The 19910-nt window shown below is 55.7% G+C and carries 22 protein-coding genes and 1 tRNA gene; 5 read left to right on the top strand and 18 right to left on the bottom strand.

Annotated features, from left to right (window positions below; translation table 11 throughout):
- Positions 1–80 precede the first annotated feature (80 nt).
- The gene (locus tag QOT07_RS09105; protein WP_283602955.1) at positions 81–494 is read left to right on the top strand and encodes a CoA-binding protein; all 414 of its coding nucleotides are present in this window, start codon (positions 81–83) and stop codon (positions 492–494) included.
- Positions 495–553: 59 nt separating this feature from the next.
- Here QOT07_RS09105 and hspQ read toward each other — a convergent pair whose 3' ends face one another.
- Positions 554–871 carry a heat shock protein HspQ gene (hspQ, locus tag QOT07_RS09110; protein ID WP_085116120.1) on the bottom strand — a complete coding sequence of 106 codons (318 nt, stop codon included), beginning with the start codon at positions 869–871 and terminating at the stop codon, positions 554–556.
- 61 nt (positions 872–932) lie between these two features.
- Positions 933–2123 carry a 23S rRNA (cytosine(1962)-C(5))-methyltransferase RlmI gene (gene rlmI / locus QOT07_RS09115; RefSeq protein ID WP_283602956.1) on the bottom strand — a complete coding sequence of 397 codons (1191 nt, stop codon included), beginning with the start codon at positions 2121–2123 and terminating at the stop codon, positions 933–935.
- 92 nt (positions 2124–2215) lie between these two features.
- On the opposite strand from rlmI, the gene yccX reads away from it, so the two are divergent.
- The gene (gene yccX / locus QOT07_RS09120; RefSeq protein ID WP_085116122.1) at positions 2216–2494 is read left to right on the top strand and encodes an acylphosphatase; all 279 of its coding nucleotides are present in this window, start codon (positions 2216–2218) and stop codon (positions 2492–2494) included.
- A 7-nt stretch (positions 2495–2501) separates the two neighbouring features.
- Here yccX and tusE read toward each other — a convergent pair whose 3' ends face one another.
- Both tusE and yccA read right to left on the bottom strand, forming a co-directional pair.
- On the bottom strand, positions 2502–2831 hold the full coding sequence (tusE, locus tag QOT07_RS09125; RefSeq protein WP_261462259.1) for a sulfurtransferase TusE: 330 nt from the start codon (positions 2829–2831) through the stop codon (positions 2502–2504).
- Positions 2832–2942: 111 nt separating this feature from the next.
- Positions 2943–3602 carry an FtsH protease modulator YccA gene (gene yccA, locus QOT07_RS09130; protein WP_004942825.1) on the bottom strand — a complete coding sequence of 220 codons (660 nt, stop codon included), beginning with the start codon at positions 3600–3602 and terminating at the stop codon, positions 2943–2945.
- 228 nt (positions 3603–3830) lie between these two features.
- Between yccA and QOT07_RS09135 the strand changes: the two genes are divergently transcribed.
- A tRNA-Ser gene (locus tag QOT07_RS09135) sits at positions 3831–3918 on the top strand.
- A gap of 138 nt (positions 3919–4056) precedes the next feature.
- Here QOT07_RS09135 and QOT07_RS09140 read toward each other — a convergent pair.
- Positions 4057–6051 (bottom strand): BCCT family transporter, encoded by a 1995-nt coding sequence (locus QOT07_RS09140; protein WP_085116149.1) that lies wholly within the window; start codon positions 6049–6051, stop codon positions 4057–4059.
- A 462-nt stretch (positions 6052–6513) separates the two neighbouring features.
- Here QOT07_RS09140 and QOT07_RS09145 point away from each other — a divergent pair, with 462 nt between their 5' ends.
- A complete protein-coding gene (locus tag QOT07_RS09145; RefSeq protein WP_020826186.1) occupies positions 6514–6729 on the top strand; it encodes a hypothetical protein in 216 nt (71 codons plus the stop codon).
- Between the two features lie 98 nt (positions 6730–6827).
- Here QOT07_RS09145 and QOT07_RS09150 read toward each other — a convergent pair whose 3' ends face one another.
- The 9 genes from QOT07_RS09150 to QOT07_RS09190 all read right to left on the bottom strand — a co-directional run bounded on the left by QOT07_RS09150 (position 6828) and on the right by QOT07_RS09190 (position 15719).
- The gene (locus QOT07_RS09150; RefSeq protein ID WP_283602957.1) at positions 6828–8237 is read right to left on the bottom strand and encodes a cytochrome c; all 1410 of its coding nucleotides are present in this window, start codon (positions 8235–8237) and stop codon (positions 6828–6830) included.
- The gene (locus QOT07_RS09155; protein ID WP_283602958.1) at positions 8234–9889 is read right to left on the bottom strand and encodes a GMC family oxidoreductase; all 1656 of its coding nucleotides are present in this window, start codon (positions 9887–9889) and stop codon (positions 8234–8236) included. The genes QOT07_RS09150 and QOT07_RS09155 overlap by 4 nt, the downstream gene beginning before the upstream one ends.
- Before the next feature lie 15 nt (positions 9890–9904).
- Positions 9905–10465 (bottom strand): sorbitol dehydrogenase family protein, encoded by a 561-nt coding sequence (locus QOT07_RS09160; RefSeq protein WP_283602959.1) that lies wholly within the window; start codon positions 10463–10465, stop codon positions 9905–9907.
- Between the two features lie 231 nt (positions 10466–10696).
- Complete coding sequence (locus tag QOT07_RS09165; RefSeq protein ID WP_283602960.1) at positions 10697–11494, bottom strand: DNA/RNA non-specific endonuclease; 798 nt, start codon at positions 11492–11494, stop codon at positions 10697–10699.
- A gap of 167 nt (positions 11495–11661) precedes the next feature.
- Complete coding sequence (locus tag QOT07_RS09170; RefSeq protein WP_099061691.1) at positions 11662–13122, bottom strand: TrkH family potassium uptake protein; 1461 nt, start codon at positions 13120–13122, stop codon at positions 11662–11664.
- A gap of 137 nt (positions 13123–13259) precedes the next feature.
- Positions 13260–13571, bottom strand: coding sequence for a hypothetical protein (locus QOT07_RS09175; RefSeq protein ID WP_085116193.1), 312 nt, complete (start codon positions 13569–13571; stop codon positions 13260–13262).
- Positions 13572–13810: 239 nt separating this feature from the next.
- On the bottom strand, positions 13811–14410 hold the full coding sequence (wrbA, locus tag QOT07_RS09180; protein ID WP_085116155.1) for an NAD(P)H:quinone oxidoreductase: 600 nt from the start codon (positions 14408–14410) through the stop codon (positions 13811–13813).
- A gap of 129 nt (positions 14411–14539) precedes the next feature.
- A complete protein-coding gene (locus tag QOT07_RS09185; protein ID WP_283602961.1) occupies positions 14540–15013 on the bottom strand; it encodes a helix-turn-helix domain-containing protein in 474 nt (157 codons plus the stop codon).
- Between the two features lie 130 nt (positions 15014–15143).
- Positions 15144–15719 (bottom strand): helix-turn-helix domain-containing protein, encoded by a 576-nt coding sequence (locus QOT07_RS09190; protein ID WP_099061687.1) that lies wholly within the window; start codon positions 15717–15719, stop codon positions 15144–15146.
- Between the two features lie 67 nt (positions 15720–15786).
- On the opposite strand from QOT07_RS09190, the gene QOT07_RS09195 reads away from it, so the two are divergent.
- Entirely contained in the window at positions 15787–16704 is a 918-nt protein-coding gene (locus QOT07_RS09195) for a DMT family transporter (RefSeq protein WP_283602962.1), read from the top strand.
- 28 nt (positions 16705–16732) lie between these two features.
- Here QOT07_RS09195 and rutG read toward each other — a convergent pair whose 3' ends face one another.
- The 4 genes from rutG to rutC are packed head-to-tail and all read right to left on the bottom strand — an operon-like array spanning position 16733 to position 19879.
- Complete coding sequence (gene rutG / locus QOT07_RS09200; protein WP_283602963.1) at positions 16733–18052, bottom strand: pyrimidine utilization transport protein G; 1320 nt, start codon at positions 18050–18052, stop codon at positions 16733–16735.
- 51 nt (positions 18053–18103) lie between these two features.
- Positions 18104–18649 carry an NADH-dependent FMN reductase RutF gene (gene rutF / locus QOT07_RS09205; protein ID WP_085116160.1) on the bottom strand — a complete coding sequence of 182 codons (546 nt, stop codon included), beginning with the start codon at positions 18647–18649 and terminating at the stop codon, positions 18104–18106.
- 15 nt (positions 18650–18664) lie between these two features.
- Positions 18665–19468, bottom strand: coding sequence for a pyrimidine utilization protein D (gene rutD / locus QOT07_RS09210; protein ID WP_283602964.1), 804 nt, complete (start codon positions 19466–19468; stop codon positions 18665–18667).
- 24 nt (positions 19469–19492) lie between these two features.
- Positions 19493–19879, bottom strand: a complete 387-nt coding sequence (gene rutC / locus QOT07_RS09215) for a pyrimidine utilization protein C (RefSeq protein ID WP_283602965.1) — start codon at positions 19877–19879, stop codon at positions 19493–19495.
- Between the last annotated feature and the right edge of the window lie 31 nt (positions 19880–19910).

Below are 19910 nucleotides of genomic sequence, written 5' to 3' on the forward strand. Positions count from 1 at the left end.
GACCCCAGGTTTAGCCGATTTAAGGTCAATGGGTTACACTCGAAATAGGGAAATCCCCCGTTGATCATTGGGAGCGGAAAATGCAAGACAACGAGATTGCCGGCCTGTTGCAGCAGGTGAAAACCATTGCGCTGGTGGGTGCCAGTGACAATCCGGCACGACCCAGTTTTGGTGTGATGGCCTATCTGCTTGCACAGGGATATCAGGTTATGCCGGTCAGCCCAAAACTGGCCGGAAAAACGCTGCTAGGTCAGCAGGCCTATGGCACATTGAAAGATATTCCGCGTCCGGTGGACATGGTTGACGTGTTCCGTAATTCAGAAGCGGCATACGCGGTAGCGCAAGAGGCCATTGCGATCGGTGCCAAGGCTCTGTGGCTGCAAATCGGCGTTATTAATGAACAGGCAGCGGCATTGGCAAGCGAAGCGGGGTTGAAGGTGGTGATGGATCGCTGCCCTAAAATCGAAATCCCGCGTCTGGGGCTGGAGCGCTGAAAAATAAAAAGCCTGGCATAGTGCCAGGCTCTTATCGGGTGTTTCTCAGGCCTGGCGCATCAGTTGCGCAGGCGTGGGGCTTGTAGCTGGTGTCGGATAGACTCCGCCAATTCGTCCAGCGATGGTTGTTCAGGATGAGCGTCCTGGGCTTCCCCATCTAACTGTGCTTCCGCCAGATAGGTATGCACCGGTTGGCCTTCTTCGTCTTCCATCACCACGTGGTACCAAGGAGCGAACCGTAGATCGGTATTCGCCGCTATTTCGTCAGCTTTAGGCTGGTCCATAGAGTATTCAGGGTCGATATCAATCACCACCCCCAAATACCCCAGCAGCTTATGCCGAACCTGTTGTCCGATACCGAATTTGCTGGCAATCATGATGACCTCCTGAGAAACAGTGCCTTGCTCTCTATATGAGGGCAAAACAGCGTATTTCAAGTTACATCACCCGACACGCAAACCCTTTCAAATACAGCCCTTCAGGATAAGTCGCGATAACCGGGTGATCGGCAGCCTGACGATACTGCTCTATAAATTGTACATCACGCCCGGCGTCTACAGCGGCATCGGCTAAAATTTTCTGGAATAAATCGGTTGGCATCAGGCCGGAACAAGAGAAGCTGAGTAAAATACCGCCCGGGTTCAGCAACTGCAGCGCCAACATGTTGATATCTTTGTAGCCGCGGCAAGCACCGGCCAGTTGGTTCTTGTTTTCGACGAACTTCGGCGGATCCATAATGATCAGGTCGAATTTCTCACCCTGAGTACGGTAGGCGCGCAGCAGTTGGAACACGTCATCACGGACAAATTCGGCTTTGCTCAGGTCTAACTTGTTCAGCTCGACGTTCTGTTTGGCGATATCCAATGCGGCTTGCGACGTATCAACGCTGATCACCTGCGTACAGCCACCCATCAGGGCAGACACGGCGAAGGCACCGGTATAGGAGAAGCAGTTCAGTACGCGACGGCCGGCGGAGTAATTACGTGCTGCCAGACGGCTGTCGCGCTGGTCGAGGTAAAAACCGGTCTTATGGCCTTGCTGAATATCTACCAGCAGCTTCATGCCATGTTCGGTAATCGGCAGCAGAGCAGGGGGCAGATCGCCCAGCACCTGGCCTTGGGCTAACGGTAAACCTTCTTTTTTACGCACTGCTACGTCTGAACGATCGTAGATGGCACATTCCGGGTAACAATGCTGCAAAGCGGTAATCAACGCGGCACGCTGATATTCAGCACCGGCGGACAGTAACTGCAGCACCAGGAAGTTCTGGAAGCGATCGATAGTGATGCCCGGCATGCCGTCGGATTCACCGGCAATCAGACGGTAGCTGTCCAGCCCATCACGTTTGGCAACCCAATCACGCCAGGTTTGCGCCTGTTGTAAACGGCGGATGAAGAATTCGATGTTAATCTCTTCTTCTTGCTGGAAAGTCCAGACGCGGGCGCGGATTTGCGACTCCGGCGAGTAGGCACCGCGTGCCAGCCATTTGCCCTGGGCGTCGTGAATATCGATGGTTTCGCCAGAAAGGGCTTTACCTTCAATATGTTGAACAGCGCCGGAAAATACCCATGGGTGGCGACGGAGTAAGGACTTTTCACGTCCTTTGGCGAGATACAGGCGTACGGTCATAATTAAGAATGCTGCCAGCTAGATAAAAAGAGTGACATCGCCGTGCAAACGCACAGGCAATACCATAAATGTAAGTCGATAAGGGGGCGATTATGACACAAGTTTGCATTGCTGCGTATGTCTATGGCGTAGTGCAAGGGGTTGGGTTTCGCTATAACACCCAGCATCATGCGACGGCGTTGGGATTGAGCGGTTACGCACGTAATCTTGATGACGGCAGCGTAGAAGTGGTGGCCTGCGGCGAACAACCTCAGGTGGATAAACTGGTGGAATGGCTGAAAAATGGCGGCCCGCGCAGCGCACGTGTTGATCGCGTGCTGGTGGAACCGCGAGGCACCGCCGATTATCAAGGCTTCAGCATTCGCTATTAGCCGGGTATCAGATGCATTTTACCGGTTTCGGCAGGCCGGCAATTTTGGTGGCCTGCTTGGCCGGACCTTTGGGGAACAGGCGGTAGAGATAACGGCTGTTGCCTTTCTCTTCGCCGTATTTCTGTGCCATGGCTTTGACCAGCATGCGGATCGCTGGTGAAGTATTAAATTCCAGGTAAAAGCCGCGGACGAAACGCACCACTTCCCAATGTGCCTCGGTCAGTATTATCTCTTCCTGTGCGGCCAGCAGCGGCGCCAGGGCCTCATGCCAGTCCGCGCTGTTTTTCAGGTAACCCTGTGCGTCGGTTTCAATAACCTGACCTTCATACTCCAACATGCTGCCTCGGTAACGGGTAATTCAGAACGGCCGCCAGTTTAGCAAACTTTTGTCGCTGCAAAAAATAAAGCCCCGCCGGAGCGGGGCTTTGGGTATTTCTCAGACGTTGAATCAGTTGCTGCGCGCGAAGCCCAGAATGCTCAACAGGCTGATGAACATGTTGTACAGCGATACGTACAGACTGACGGTGGCGCGAATGTAGTTAGTTTCGCCGCCGTGGATAATGTTGCTGGTTTCCCACAGGATGGCACCGGCGGAGAACAGGATAAACAGCGCGCTAATGGCCAGATGCAGGGCAGGGATCTGCAGGAACAGGTTGGCGATGACGGCAACCAGCAGCACCACAAAACCGGCCATCATCATCCCGGACAGGAACGACATATCCTTGCGCGTGGTCAGCACGTAGGCCGAACAGCAGAAGAACACCACCGCGGTGCCACCCAGTGCCAGCATGATCAGGTCGCCGGCTCCGGTATTAATGAACGAGCTGAGGATCGGCCCCAGGGCGTAACCCATAAAACCGGTCAGCGCGAAGGCCGCCAGAATGCCCGCTGGGCTGTTCGCCAGCTTATGGGTCAGGAACATCAGCCCATAGAAACCGACCAGCATCAGCAACAGGCCTGGCGCCGGCAGCCCCAGCATGGTGCTGGCCGTTGCGGTAAGCGCAGAGAAAGCCAGCGTCAGCGAAAGCAGGAAATAGGTGTTACGCAGAACCTTATGTGTACTCAGTAACGAGTCACGCGAGGAGGATGAGACGACAATACGGTCCATAATGATCTCTCTTATCAGGTCATCACAAAATTAGTGACGATGATAGGCAGCGCAAGCATTTGATTAAAGTTTGTTTACCAATCTTTACCCTTAGTCATCATTGCTGCAACATTGAACCGGCGTTGGTGGTTTCTTCAACGCTTGCACGACAGTTGCTGTTTTTTCGCTCGATTGAACGGTAATGGGCTTTACAAGCGGATCAGCTGTGTTTATAGTTCGGCTCGTTGCGGAGGGGTGGCCGAGTGGCTGAAGGCAACGGTCTTGAAAACCGTCGACGGGAAACCGTTCCAGAGTTCGAATCTCTGCTCCTCCGCCATAAATTATGACCCCGTGCTCTTAGAGCGCGGGGTTTTTTTATGTCCTAAAAATGGCTTGTTGCGCTGATGTCATAGTGCTTATGGCATAAAAAAACCGCCCCGGATGGGGCGGCTGAATAGAACAGTAGCGCAGGGAACTAGCGTACCAAATGCAGGAAGTGCAGGTGTTTCTCGTACTGGTCGAGAATATCGTGGATGATCTGTTCTTGCGTCCAGCCCATCACATCGTAATCCTGGCCCCCTTCCTTCAGGTGGACTTCACCCCGGTAGTACTTATGTTCTTCATCACGTTCTTCGTCTTTCAACCCGGCCAGGGCAAAGGCCGGTTGAATGTAAGCCCGCAGGCGCACCTCATAGACAAAGTTCAGGTCTTCACCCAAATCGACTTCGAAACGGATGCGATCGTCCTGCGAATCATCAATCGAGGACGTGGTGTTTTGCTTGGCTAATTCTGCTTCTACCAGCGTCATGGCCGGTTGAACCACTTCACCGACAAACCGTTTTACCTGAGAGCGTTTAGGGAAGTAGGCGATATTACGTAAGCGCCGTTGCCATGAGATCGGATTGCGTGCGGCAGTCGGTGCAATAGTGGTCATCACCTGGCTGTCGCGCTTATAGGCGTCGATACGCAAGGCCTTTAATAGCCCGTAGATCGACACCAGCAAGATCATCGAGAACGGCAGGGCACTGGCGATGGTCACGGTTTGCAGCGCGCTTAGCCCACCGGCGAGCAGCAGGGCAATGGCGACCAGACCCATCATGGCGGCCCAGAAAATCCTCTGCCAGACCGGCGTTTGGTCGGTACCACCGGAAGCCAGGGTATCTACCACCATCGCCCCCGAATCCGCCGACGTGACGAAGAACACCACCACCATCGCCATGGCGATAAATGACAGAATATTAGAGAACGGGAAATGTTCCAGGAAGTTGAACAACGCCAGTGCTACGTCATTTTGGACCGTGTCAGCCAGATCGCGCGCCCCTTCGGCCATGATCAGATTAATGGCACTGTTACCGAACACCGTCATCCACAGCAGTGTGAAACCTGCGGGAACGAACAGCACACCGGTGACGAATTCACGGATGGTACGTCCGCGTGAAACGCGGGCGATAAACATGCCGACGAAAGGCGACCAGGACAACCACCAGCCCCAATACAATAGCGTCCACCCGCCCAGCCAGTTACTGGATTTTGGCTCGTAGGCATACAGGTTAAAAGTCTTGCTGACGATGTCAGAAAGATAACCGCCGGTATTTTCTACAAAGGATTTTAGCAACAGCACGGTTGGGCCGAGCGCAGCCACCAGGACCAGCAGCAGCACCGCCAGGCCGAGGTTCAATTCGGACAGAATGCGGATGCCTTTATCCAGCCCGGACACCACTGACAGCGTCGCCAGGCCGGTGATCACCACGATCAGCACCACCTGTACCGTGGCGTTGATCGGCAAGCCAAACAGGTGGTTAAGACCGGCATTAACCTGTAAGACGCCGTAGCCCAATGAGGTGGCGACGCCGAACACGGTGCCGATCACCGCAAAAATATCTACCGCGTGGCCAATCGGCCCATAGATGCGATCGCCAATAATCGGGTACAGCGCGGAACGCAGCGTCAGCGGCAGGCCGTGACGATAGCTGAAGAAGGCCAGAATCAACGCCACGATGGCATAAATCGCCCAGGCATGCAGGCCCCAGTGGAAGAAGGTTAGGCGCATGGCCTGTTTAGCCGCTTCCACTGTTTCCGGCGTTCCGACAGGGGGAGAAAGGTAATGCATCACCGGTTCGGCGACGCCAAAGAACATCAGACCGATGCCCATCCCGGCGGAAAATAGCATGGCGAACCATGAAACATAACTAAAGTCGGGTTGGGCGTGATCCGGCCCAAGCTTGATATTGCCGTAACGCGACAAACCCAGATAAGTCACGCTCAGCAGGATCAGTGCGACCGCCAGAATGTAAAACCAGCTGGCGTTGGTGAAAATACCCTGTTGCAACGCTTTGAATTTGCGATCGGCTAACTCGGGGTACAGGGCGGCAAAGGCCACCAGGATGATGATTAAAGCGGCAGAGATAAAAAATACCGGAGGATTGATATGGCTACGACGTGCCACAATTTCAGTGTCGTTTTGGCTCATAGAATACCTTCTAGCTAGTCCGTTAGGGAATGGGGGTTAATCCTTTAAAACAGCTCCATAAAAAGTGGGCGAACAGCTGCCCGAGAAATTTAACTCGGCGAGTATAGCGAAAAAACGAGGTAATTGACATTTTTTGGTTAAAACGGCTATTTTAAGTGGTTTTGTTAGATGTTTTAGCTATATGAAAAGAGAGCGCTCAGAAAAGACAATTCACTCTTTTCGAAGGGATAAGACAGCCTGGCCGAGTAATGCCTGTATGTACATCAACACCGCAGCAGACTGCGGCTGTCGGGCGTCAGTGGTAGGAAAGGAGCTTTTAGCGGCGGGGTAGAGCAGATCATGAGAGAAACCCCTATAACAGCGGCTTGAACCAGAGGGATGTGCCGTTGGCGCTTGATCAGAGTCATACAGAGGGTAAAATAGAGCGACGCGATCGCGCTTAACGCTTTCATGGAGATAGAGATGAGCTGGTATCAAATAGCATTGTGGACCATGATTTTTCTGAAGTCCGGTGCGTTTCTGGTGTTCGTTTGGTGGTGGATGTTCAAACGTGCCACTAAACCTTACGTTCGCCCGCAAGATGTTGTCATTGACGAAACGCCGGATGATGACAATCTGACCATGGAAGAAGTGATGAAGAAACACGGCATCACCCGTGTGGAGAATCAAACTCAATAACCGCGTCCTACGCCGGAATAAATGCAGAAACTATCCCTGTGCGACTTGCGGTCATGCCTGCAGGCCAGGGGTAGCTCCCCAGCCTGCAGGCACAGTATTTAACGCCGTTTTCTCCCTACCCGCCATACCAGAATCAACAACGCCAGTACCGCAATGCCGATTGCAGGAGCCATATAAGGCTGCAACCGCGCCAGCATTGGGATCGGGCCGCCTTGGCGCAATATGGCGACGTCCGCGGCGCTGACTTTAACCGCCGGGTTGCCATACTGTTGCAGGACAAAGTTGCTGATAGCGGCGATCTGTTGATCGTTCAGTGGATTCACATACGACTGTGGGCCAAAGTTTGGCATCAGCACGTGTTGATCGCCGACCCTTCGCTCGACGCCAAACAGCATGGCCGAAATCAGGTTAGCCGGGTTGCCGGCACCGGTGGCAGTATTGTTGAACAACGAAGGGTAAGCCTGATTTTTACTGCCGCTGCCGTCCGGCTGATGGCAACTGGCGCAGTTGCCGCTGAACAGTGCGGCGCCGTCGGTCAGGGTATTATTCGCCGTGGCGGGGTGTAACCCGCGCAACTGAGGCTCAACACTCGATGGCTTGCCATAGCTGTCGGCAGCCTGGCTGTCGTTGAAGTCGCGGATCGGCGTGGTGCTTTTCAGATAAACGGCGATGGCCGATAGATCCTCATCGGAAAAATACTGCAGGCTGTTTTCGATAGCCTCTGCCATACCGCCCGCCGCCTGATTCTTGCCGGCCACCTGGCCCGTTTTCAGGTACTGGACCAATTGCTGCTGGCTCCAACCGCCGATGCCGCTGATCGGATCTGAAGTGATGTTGGGGGCATACCAACTGCCCACCATACCGCCTGCCAGCGCCTGGCTATCGTCTTCAGCCATCAGCAGGTTGCGTGGGGTGTGGCAGGTGTCGCAGTGCCCCGGACCATTGACCAGATAGGCCCCGCGGTTCCATTGTTCGCTCTTGTTGGCATCGGGCGCAAAGCGACCGTCTTTCAGGAACAACAGATTCCAGGCGGCCATGCTAAAGCGCAGGTTGAACGGGAATGGCAGGTCAGTCAGCGTATTTTTCTGATCGACCGGTTTCACGCCGTGCATAAAGTAGGCATACAGCGCCGTGATATCCGCGTCGCTCAACCGGGTGTAAGAGGTATAGGGCATGGCGGGGTAGAGGTGGGTGCCATCGGCACGAATACCGTCCCTGACCGCGCGGGCAAACTGCTGTTCGCTATAACTGCCAATACCCTCGACGTTGGACGGGGTGATATTAGTGGCGTAAATCACCCCCATGGGGGAACTGATACCATAGCCGCCGGCAAACGGCGTACCGCCTTCCGGTTTGGTATGGCAGGCCTGGCAGTCGGAGGCGATGGCAATCTGTTCGCCTTTCTTAATCAACGCCACGCCGCTCAGGTCAGCTGCGTTTGCCGCCTGTGCGGCGCTGCTGCCGAGTAACAGCAGAGATAGCAGCGTCAGTCTCGCCTGTTTTCTCATGACTTCACCGCCAGCTTGCGCGCAATGTCATCGGCGGCCTTGATGCCCAACGCCGCCATGGTCAGGGTACTGTTCACCACGCTGGCGGAAGGAATGGCACCGCCGCCCGGCAACCAAAGATTGGCATGGTCATGAGTCCGGCAGTTACCGTCCACCACCGAATCTTCAGGGCTGTGGCCCATGATGGTGCCGCCCATAATATGGTTGTTGGCGTTCAGGCTGGTGGTGATATTAAACTCATCGGCGTCAAACAGCTGACCAATGTGCTCCAGTTGTTTGTGCGCGGCCTCTGCACCTTTACGCACATAGTCGCCAACGTCGTAGTGGATGTCCGGGCAAGGCAGGCCATGGGCATCTTTGCGGGTTTTACTCAGCGTCAGGCGGTTATTCGGGTCTGGTAACGGTTCCAGACTAATGGACAAATCGACGCCATAGGCGGCGCGACGGCGGATCTCGGCATCTAACTCTTTGCCGACCAACCCTTTTTCCAACGCCTGTTGGGTTGCAGGTACCACCCGGTTGATGTTGTTGAGGATCATTTTATTGGCCGAGTAGTCTTTACGGAACTCGCCATCACGCGGGCCAACCAGACAGCTGCTTTGCGCCGGACCACGGCCCAGCCACAGAGGTTCTTTCGCCAGGAAAGTGCAGTGAAAACCTGAATGGTCCATCATGTTGCGGCCCACCTGATCGGAAGCGTTGGCGATGCCGTTCGGATTGCGCTCATTGGCGGCCATCAGCAGCAGGCGTGGGGTTTCTATGCCGTTACAGGCCAGCGCAAAAGCCTTGGCCGTGGCCTGATGGGACTGTTTTTTGCTGTCCAGCCAATGTACCGCAGTCACCTGATTCTGTTCATCGGTGTCGATTTTGTACACCACTGCTTCCGCCAGCACGACCGCGCCTTTCATCTCTGCGCGTTCAACGTGATGAATACCGTTGTACATGGCGCCTATCGGGCAGATAGGCTGGCAATTGTTGTTACCACAGCAGGTCGGACGGCCTTTCCACGGATGGGTACTGCGCCCCTGCGGGATCGGAACCGAGCGGTAGCCGTGCGGGTTGACCACTTCGGCAAAGCGGATATCGCCGTGAGCCCAGGGCACCATATCCATTGGGTAGGGTTTACTGCGTTCAACCGGAGATTGCTGTTGCGGATTGTTAGGGCCGGCTACGCCAATTTCTTCTTCGGCCCGGCAATAGTAGGGCTCCAGCTCGTCGTAGGAGATCGGCCAGTCGCGGCCCACGCCATACAGGGTTTTCATTTGGAAATCGCTGGGCAGGTGGCGCCAGCAGGAAGCCGCCCAGTGCCAGGTGGTGCCGCCGACGGTACGCAGATAACCCTGCTTGAAACTGCCTGCGCTGGGGCCACTCAGGGCCACATAGTTGTTTTCCGGGAAGTAGAGCGGTGCGGTGGCGAACTCCGATTGCGGATACAGCCCCTGGTAATCAGAGCCGGCGCGGTTGTCAAAAGGCATATTGCGCCAGTTCTCTACCGCCTGGCCGCGTTCGATGCGCAGGCCTGCCTCCAGTACCAGCACAGAATACCCCTGGCTGACCAATTGATCGGCCATCATGCCGCCGACAATGCCGGAACCCACGATCACAATATCGGCCGAGGCGTTGCCATCGGCGGTAAATACAGGTTTTTTCATCAGAAGGCTCTCAGATCACAGGGAAACATTGACGGCAGGCGGAGCCGCGGTCCACCACAGCGGGCCATTGCCGCAGTAAGTGGGAACGATCAGCGCGTCGCTGGCGGGGCGATACATCAACGCATCTTTGTAGGCAATCAGCTGCGCCGTTTGGCCATGGCCGACGGTGCCGGTATACCAGGCGGTGATAATCGCGGTGATCACTTCCTGCAAGCCGGCCTGGATCGCCTGCTGCTGCAACTGTTGCGCACTTTGGCCCGCTTGTAACAGACCTCCGAGTTGCTCAACCTGTGCAGTGAACTGGGCATTCTGATTATGCAGCGCAGTAAAAATACGCGCCGACATTCCCTGATCGATATCCTGATGTTCGGTCAATGTCTGAGATATTTTGAAGAAGCGAGCAAACTGCAAGGGGTTGGCTGCAGCGGTTTGTTGTTCAGCCAGGCTGAGGAAAGGATAACTGAGCAGCGAGCCGGCCAGCAGGGTTGAGGCCAGCCCCAGCAGCACTTCACGTCGACTGAAACCGGTTCCATTTTTGGCTGGTAGCCCACCATCGTCTGATAACAAATTTTCCATGTGTTTTTCTCACAACAGGTGTTAGTGCCGAATAAGGCAAAAGGGAGCGGGTAAAGAGGGATAAAAAATAGTCAACAATGGAATAACTCCATTGCTTATGGTTTTGTATCTAATAATTTGGCGGGATATTAACTTGGCGATAACTTTCCAGCAATAAACTTGCTTAGATGCCATGACAAAACAGCACGTAAAGAATAAAAAACCCGCCGCAGCGGGTTTCCGGTTTATGCATTAACTCTTGCAACCCATCAATTCCGGCAGCACGCCCGGTTTAGCCTTCAGCGACGCCTGGACGTCCTCTGGCAGACCCGCCCAGATAATCAACCCGGTGCGTTTCTCGATTTCACTGACCGTTACGCGGTAATGACAGAAATCGGCGCTTTTCGGGGTGTTTTGATCAAACAGAAACGCCGCATAGTGGTTCACTTCCGGGCTGTTGTTAATAAAAATCACCTTCCAGTAAGCGCTGGGAATGGTGTGCGCTTTTTGGGTGCCTGGCAATTTGCCCATATTGCGTTCGTACAACGGCCCGGTCACGGTATACACCGAACTGATGTCTGCGCGGTCAATCAGCTTGCGTTCCTGATCTTCCAATCGCGCCCAGGAGCCCTGGTTCAGGTCGGCCATCTGAGGCGTGATGTTGGAAAGGTAGTTCAGCGACTCCCAGTCAGACACGCCCGCCAGTGAGGCCAGCGGTGCCTGATGCCCACGGTCAACCTTCAGCGCCGCATTGGCACCGGTGTAGTCTGCCGGGATCAGGGTATCCGCCGGGTTCAGCGCCGGATCGGTCTTCCAGTTGCGGGTTTTACCGCTGGCCGGTGTGTCTTTGGTGATGTGATAAGCCACCCAGTTGGCAAACTTGGTGGTGCTGTTGTTGTTCAGCGTATAAGCGTGGCGAACGATCGACACGTTGCTGCTGCCGCCGGTTGGGCAGCCGACCGCACAGTTGTCGATGGACTCCAGTGCTTCGGCCGAAGCCTGAGCGGTAAACAACAAAGTGGCCAGAACTAACATCTTGTTAAAGCGCATATTCATATCCTCAATAAGCTAAAAGTACTGTATGTATTTACAGTGGCGTCAACTTATCGCAATGAAACGAATACAACAATGCAACACATTCACGTTACGAATGTGTCAGCAGTGGTACAGCAAAGCGGAGTAAAAAGAGCCTGTGCCGTGCAAGGGCAGCGCAGGCTTTAAAAACGCCAAAAAGCGCGTGAGCACAGGATCAGCATGGGGTAGATCTCAAGACGGCCAAGCAGCATTGCTGAGCACATCAACCATTTGGCCGCATCGCTGAGCGTGCCAAAACCGGCGGCGGTTTCACCGAACCCCAGCCCCATATTATTGATACAGGCGGCAACGGTCGCGAAGGAAGTTACCAGGTCATAGCCCATCAGATTCAGCAGCCAGACAAAAAAACAGCTGAAGAAGACGTAGAGAAAGAAGAAGCTCCAGACCGAACGCAACACCCGATCCTGAATCGGCGCGTTGCCGACCTTGATGGTGAAAATGGCGTTGGGATGGACCAGTTGGTTGATCTCATGTCGGCTCTGCTTGTACATGATCAGAAAACGCAGTGCCTTGATACCGCCGCAGGTTGAACCGACGCAGCCACCAAAAAAGCTCGCCGCCAACAGCAGCATAATGGTGTGGGAGGGCATTTTGGCATAGTCAGCGGTGGCCAGCCCGTTATCGGTCATCATCGAACTGGTGAGGAAAAAACCGTGTACGAAGGAGTCTTTGGCACCGTACATGCCGGAGCGGTACAGCTCGAAACAGACAATGGCCACGATAATCGCCAGCACCAACAGGAAAAAACGCAGTTCCGGGTTTCTATACAGCGGCTTCAGGCTGCGGCGGCCCACGGCGACGAAATACAGGGTGAAATTCACTGCGGCCAGAATCGAGAAGATCCCGCCGACCATTTCCACCGCCGAGCTATCGTAAAAGCCCAGGCTCTCATTGCGGGTGGAAAAACCCCCGAGCGAAACGGTGGAGATCCCATGGCAGAGTGCATCAAACCACGGCATGCCCGCAATACGGAACGCCACCGTACAGGCCAACCCCAGGCCAAGATAAATCAGCCACAGGTTTTTCGAGGTGTCGGCCAGCCGCGGAGTCAGACGTTCTTCTTTGAACGGTCCGGGCATTTCCGACTGATAAAGTTTGGCGCCACCAATGCCCAGCAGCGGCAGCACCGCGACGGCCAACACAATGACGCCGAGGCCGCCGATAAAATTGAGCTGGGAGCGGTAGTAGAGAAAAGACTTAGGTAAACCGGAGACATCATTAAGTACCGATGCGCCGGTGGTAGTGATGCCGGAAACGCCTTCGAACATGGCATCGGTCAGGCTGATATTAAGCGTGTCATCCATCCACAACGGCAGGGCGCTGACCATAGAAAACAGCAGCCAGAACAACACAATAATCAGAAAACCGTCCTGTGTGCGAAGCTGCACCTTGGACTGCCGCGTGCTGAACCAGCCCAATCCGCCGAGAGAGCCGGCAATCACCAGCGTATAGAAGAAGGAAAAAACGCTTTTTTCTTTATACAACAACGCCACCAACAGGGGGGGAATCATTGACAGGCTGTAAAGGAAAACTAAAAAACTGCAAAGATGAATAACGACCAGGATCTGTTTATTCTTGACCATACTTGCGCCCGAGTTGCCAGTCGGCAATGAGTCAATTTATTCTTTAAGTATATAAAGAATAAGGCAGACGATATAAAAAAAGCGTAAAAATTCATATCGTCTGCGAAGGTTGGCACGTTTTTTAACCGTGGTGGTGATTATTCCAACAGATTGTTTACGGTGCGACGCACGTATTGCGTCATCTGCGCCAGGTCCTCGGGTGACACCGGTCCGCCACCGGCATGGACGACCTGCTGTTCAATCTGGGCAATTTCCTGCTCGACCTTATTGGCAATCTGCACCTTGACGATTTTATCCACCGACGAGAGCAGTACCTTCAACACCACTTTCAGCGCCACATTCTCGCAGAACGAATCGTAGTGATGGACCGCAGGCGGCGCCGCGGGTGGCTCGGGTGCGCGCGGGGCCATAGCCTTGAAACTGTCTACATTTTCAATAATAAGATCCAGGTCTCTTATTAGTTCATCAAAATCTTTAGACACTGACTTATTTCCCTTCGCTATGCGCAAAAACAGAACGCCCGTCATCAGGGCACAGGCCGGTGATTGACGGGCAGAACGAATTTCGACCGTGACGTTCAGGTAGTGAATGGCAGGCTGAGCGGCATTTTAACCTTGCTGCGGGTTGGCAACAAGATGGGGCCGAAGGAATCAACGGCCCCAGAGGGCAGGTAACTGAAGGTTATCGCTTAACTTTTCAGCTTGGCGGTGATTTTCGCCACGTGCTCACCCTGATAACGGGCAATGGTCAGCTCTTCCGGGCTGGGTTGGCGTGAACCGTCGCCGCCGGCGATGGTGGTTGCGCCATAAGGGGTACCGCCGCGGGTTTGCGAGACATCAAACAGTTCCGGGGTGGCATAACCGATCGGCACAATAATAAAGCCGTGGTGCGCCAGCGTGGTCCAGGTGGAGGTGATGGTGTGCTCCTGACCGCCGCCGGTTCCGGTCGAGGAGAAGACGCTGCCCACTTTGCCGTACAGTGCACCGGAAGCCCACAGCCCACCGGTTTGGTCGAGGAAGGTACGCATTTGGCCGGCCATATTGCCAAAGCGGGTCGGGGTGCCGAAGATAATGCCGTCGTAATCGGCCAACTCCTGCGGGCTGGCTACCGGTGCTTTTTGATCTTGTTTACCGCCGGCTTTGGCAAAGGCCTCTGCCGGTATGGTTTCCGGCACGCGTTTCAGGGTCACTTCAACGCCACTGACCCGGCGAGCGCCTTCCGCTACCGCCTCTGCCAGGGTTTCAATATGTCCGTACATTGAGTAATAAAGGACCAGTATTTTCGCCATGTTCCATTCTCCGCTCTGGTGATTGCAAGATATGCCCCCCTAAGCATAGGAGTGAATGAAGAACTTATCCTCGCGGTTTTATTTTATTCCGGCCATCGCCAGCAGTGTGCCGAAGGCTCCGTCGACAGCTTACGGCATGCGCCTGAGTTTTTCTGCCAGGCGTTGTTGTTGCCAGCGACTGAAAACATCACGTAACAGCAGAGTACGGGTGGCACGCATGACCAGTGCGATGCTCATGCCGCCGATGGCCCACAGCGACCACAGATATTGCGGATGGGTAAACCAGTTGATGGCAAACAGCAGCAGGCCGATGCAGGCAAACCGTACCGCCATACTCAACAGCTTGGTTTCCGCCGCGACCTGCCGGCGAATGGCCTGTTCTGCCTGATGATTATTGTCAGCTTTTTCCTGCTGTGTCGGCTGGTAAAGATCGCTGACCTGCAGCCCCATGGCTGCGGCAATGGCGGTCAGGGTCTCCAGACTGGCCTGTTCACCATTTTCAATACGTTGAACCGTGCGGGTACTGAGGCCGGCAATGGTGGCCAATTGCTCTTGTGACCAGCCCTTTTCCAGCCGTAATGGCCTGATGCGGTAAGTTTGCATTGCGTTCTCCAAAATGAACCCTCAATGACACAAAGTGTAGGGGCTGGCAGCGTCGACCGCCACGACACTAGCATGACATGTGCACGACAGACGGGTGACAGCCCACTGAAAATGCGGGCTGTTGTGGCGACTAGAAGGTGACGTTGCGGATAAAACGTAAGGGTTGCTGGCTGTGGTTAGCGTAAGCGTAGTGTTGATCGCTGTTGAACACCTGGGTTTGGCCAGCTTCCAGCGTCAAGGTTTGTTGTTCCAGTACCAGCGTCAGGCTCCCGGCGATGACGTAGATAATTTCGCTCCAGCCTTCGGCATCCGGCACCGAGTCGTAGTGCTCGCCCGGCATCAGCGTCCATTCCCAGAGTTCAACCCGCTGGCGCGCAGGCACGCTGGCGGCGAACAGTGCCTGACTTGCCGGTTGAACCCCTTGCCAGGCCAGTTCACCCACCAAATGGTTGCCACGCGCTTCGGGTGCCTGGATAAGATCGGTGAAGGCGATATTCAACGCATCGGCCAGTTTGTCCAGCACCGCCAGGCTGACGTTACGGTCACCGGCTTCAATGCCGGCCAGCATGCGGCGGCTGACGCCGGATCTTTGTGCCAGCGCCACCTGACTGAGCCCCGCCTGTTGGCGATAACCGCGCAGGTTACTGCTCAGGTATTGCAGCACCTTGGGCGCTTCATGTTTGCCGCTGTTCACTGTATTGCTCATCCGCAGGCTTTACCTCATACTGGCAGGATCTGTGCATTATATTGCACCCAGCAGGAAGGGCAAGCCGGTGTCCGCAGTAAAAAAATCCTTTATTTCCGCCTTCATTCCCAAGATAAAACGACAGGAAGCGGTGCTGATTTTCATCACCATGATCTGGGGCGGCACCTTTTTGGCGGTGCATCTTGCCATGCAGGTCAGCGGGCCGTTCTTTTTCGTTGGTTTGCGTTTCGCCGCCGCCACGCTGGTGCTGATGTTGTTTTCGCTGCGCAGTCTGCGCGGGCTAACCTGGTATGAACTGAAAGCAGGCGTGTTTATCGGCGTGGCCATTATGTTCGGCTATGGTCTGCAAACCGTGGGGCTACAAACTATCAGCAGCAGCCAGTCGGCGTTTATTACTGCCATGTATGTGCCTATGGTGCCGCTGCTGCAGTGGCTGGTATTGGGGCGTTTTCCCGGCGTGATGGCCTGGGTCGGTGTGTTGCTGGCATTCAGCGGCCTGATGCTGCTGGCGGCGCCGAGCAGCACCGATATGACGCTCAGCGTGGGTGAGATACTGACGTTGATTGGTACGCTGGGTATGGCCGCCGAGATCATTTTGATTGGCGCTTATGCGGGTAAGGTGAATGTTAAGCGGGTGACGTTGGTGCAACTGGCGACCGCCTCGCTGGCCTCGTTCCTGATGATGGTGCCGACCGGTGAGTCGGTGCCGCCGTACAGCAGCTATCTGTTATACAGCGCGATCGGTCTGGGGATGGCCAGCGCCATTATTCAGGTGACGATGAACTGGGCGCAACGCAGTGTTTCACCGACGCGCGCCACGGTCATCTATGCCGGCGAGCCGGTCTGGGCCGGGTTGGTCGGACGTATTGCCGGCGAACGTTTGCCCGGCATAGCCCTGTTAGGCTGTGCGCTAATCGTGTTGGGAGTACTGGTTAGCGAACTGCGCATCCGTCGCAAGGGAAAAGCGGCGGCGCTGGCCGAATAAGGCCCGATTACCGGGCCTTTGCGATGGATTAACGTACGGGACTGTCTGCCAGCGGCAGTGCTTTGCGCTTGCGCAGCAGGGCATTGAGGATAATGGCACCGAAAGTGGCAGTGCCGATCCCGCCCATGGTGAAGTTGCCAATGGTCAGTGCAAAATCCCCCGCACCCAGTACCAGCGTGACCGCCACCATAATCAGGTTGCCGTTATCACCCAGATCCACCTTGTTCTGCACCCAAATGCGCGCTCCGGCGACGGCGATCAAACCGAACACCACTACCGAGGCACCGCCCAGCACCGGGCCGGGAATGGTGTGGATCAACGCGCCGAACTTTGGTGAAAAGCCCAACACAATCGCCACCACCGCCGCCGCGACAAACACCAGCGTAGAGTAAATCTTGGTCACCGCCATCACACCGATATTCTCAGCATAGGTGGTCACTCCGGTACCGCCCACCGAGCCGGAGAGCATGGTCGCCAGACCGTCCCCGACGAAGGCGCGGCCGATATAAGGGTCGAGATCGCGGCCGGTCATGCCCGCCACCGCTTTGACATGCCCGAGGTTTTCCGCCACCAGAATGATCGCCACCGGGGCAATCAGCAGCATGGCGTGCAGGTTAAACACCGGCGCGGTGAACTGCGGCAGACCGAACCAGGCCGCCTGGCTCAGTACGCTGTAATCCACCGGTTTGCCAAGCCCCAGGCCGTTGGTCGCCACCACGTAAATCAAATAGGCGGCAATCAATCCCACCAGGATCAACAGCCGCTGCATCAGCCCACGGGTGAATACCGCTACCGAGCCAATACACAGGATGGTGACCACCGCCATCCAACTGTCGAAGTTGGAGGCCGAGACGCTGCGTACGGCGATCGGGGCCAGGTTCAGGCCGATCGCCATCACCACGGCACCGGTCACCACCGGCGGCATCAGACGTTCGATCCAGCGGGTGCCGACGCTCATCACCACAAAGCCGATCAGCAGATACACCAGGCCGCAGGCGATGATGCCGCCGAGCGCCAGCGCGATATTCGGGTTAGCGCCCTGGCCACTGTAACCGGTCAGGGTGATCACCAGCCCGACAAACGCCGCGCTGGAGCCGAGGTAACTCGGTACCCGGCCGCCAACCACCAGGAAAAACAGCAGCGTGCCGATGCCGGACATCAGAATAGCCAGATTGGCGTCAAAGCCCATCAGCAGCGGCATCAGTACCGTGGCACCAAACATCGCCACCGCATGTTGCAAACCCATCACCAGCGTCTGCGCCAGTGGCAATCGTTCATCGGGCGCGACGATCGCGCCATCCAGATTGCCTTGTTTCATACGCCATTGGGGAAACCAGGTATTCGCCATCGTTATCTCCAAAATGTTGAGTGCAGGTTAGGGTGACTGGTGAGTGCGTGTTTAGCGATTATCCGTCGCTGCCTGCTTTGGCAACGCGTGATAGCGTCGGTCGAAGTAGGCCAGGCCATGGCTGTCGTCATTACGCGTCAGCGCTACCGCCTGACAGAACAGAATGTCGTGAGTGCCGACGCTAACAATCTGACTGATCTGGCAGTCGAACGAGACCACCGCACCGTGCAAAATGGGGGAGCCGGTCGCCAGCGTAGACCAGCGCGCGGCAGAGAAACGCAGGTCCATCGGCGTTTTTCCGCCAAACAAATTCGACAGCGACTCGTGCTCCGCCGCCAGGGTATTGACGCACAGCGTCTGGTTTTGCTTAAACACCGAATAGACCGAGGCGGATCGATTCAGGCACACCAACAGCGTTGGCGGCGTATCGGTGACGCTGCATACCGCCGAGGCGGTAAAGCCGGCACGGCCGGCGGGCCCATCGGTGGTGATGATATTGACCGCCGAACCCAGGCGCGCCATGGCGTCGCGGAAATCCTGTTTTTCTACGTACGGTGGCGCTAGTGGCGCATCGGCAAGCAGCGTTTGGCTTTGCATGAGGTGTCTCCGGGTCTAGGATGCAAGACGGGTGTTGGCGTGCGGTGTTTTCAACAGCCAGCCCAGCAAAATGCGGTTAAAGTTCTCTGTGTCGGTCACGCTCATGGCATGGCCGCCGTACGCCATCTCTGCCAGTTCGCCGTTCGGCAGACCGGCCGCCAACTGATGTGAGCAGTGATAGGGCACCAGCAGATCGTCGCGGGAGCACAGCGCCAGGGTCGGCGTGGTGATGTCCGCCAAATGCGGGCGGAAATCGGTATTCATCAGCGCATTCAGACGGCGCAGCAGGTTTTCGGTACCCTGAAAATGCGCGGTCTGGTGCTGCAGTTCTTCATCGAGCAAGGCCTGGTGTTGCGACAGCCAGTCGGCGGGGAACAGGAACAGCGGTTGGGCACGCACGTAGGCTTCCACGCCGCTGTTGAGCAACAGATCCTGACGCACTTTGAAGCAGCGCTGGGTCTGGCTGTCCAGCGTCGGCCAACCGTTGACCACCACCAGTTTTTCGATCAACTGCGGGTACGTGAGCGCCAATTGCAGGCCAATCATGCCGCCAAGGGCATGGCCGACGAAATAACAGCGTTCTACGCTGAGTGAATGCAGCAATTGCGCCACTTCATTGGCCATATCGACCATGCTGTAGCCGTCCGGTACCTCACCTTTGCTGTGTGCGGTACCGACGTGATCGTAAACCACCACCCGGAAATGCTCGCTCAGCGCGTTAATCTGCGGTTGCCAAAAACTGCTTGCGCCACCCAGCCCGGCGGAGAGTACCAGCGTGGGCGCCAGCGGTGTGTCTTTCCCCAAAATCTCAAAATACATGCTCGATCCTCAGCGAATAATGACTCAGCGGCCGATATGGGCCACGGTGGCGATTTCAATCAGGGCGTCCGGCTTCACCAACCCGCACTGAATGCAGTAGCGTGCCGGTTTGTCGCCGGGGAAATACTCCGCATACACCTGATTGACGGCGGCATAGTTTTGCCAGTCGGTGAGGAAGATCGAGTTAAAGGTCACGTCGTCCATGTTGCCACCGGCGGTTTCGATCACGCTTTTGATGGTTTCCAGCACGTGGCGGGTTTGCGCCGCCGCGTCACCGACGTGTACCACGTTATTGTCTTTATCGAATGCCAGCGTGCCCGAGACGTAAACCACGCCGCCGGCCAGGGTGCCGGGCACGAAAGGGGCCAGTGGTTTGCCGGTGCCCGGCGGAGTAATGATTGTTTTTGGCATAGTGGTGCTCCTGGTGAAAATTTAATATTTG

Origin of the sequence: Serratia proteamaculans (genome assembly GCF_949794035.1) — a bacterium.
Lineage (GTDB): Bacteria > Pseudomonadota > Gammaproteobacteria > Enterobacterales > Enterobacteriaceae > Serratia > Serratia proteamaculans.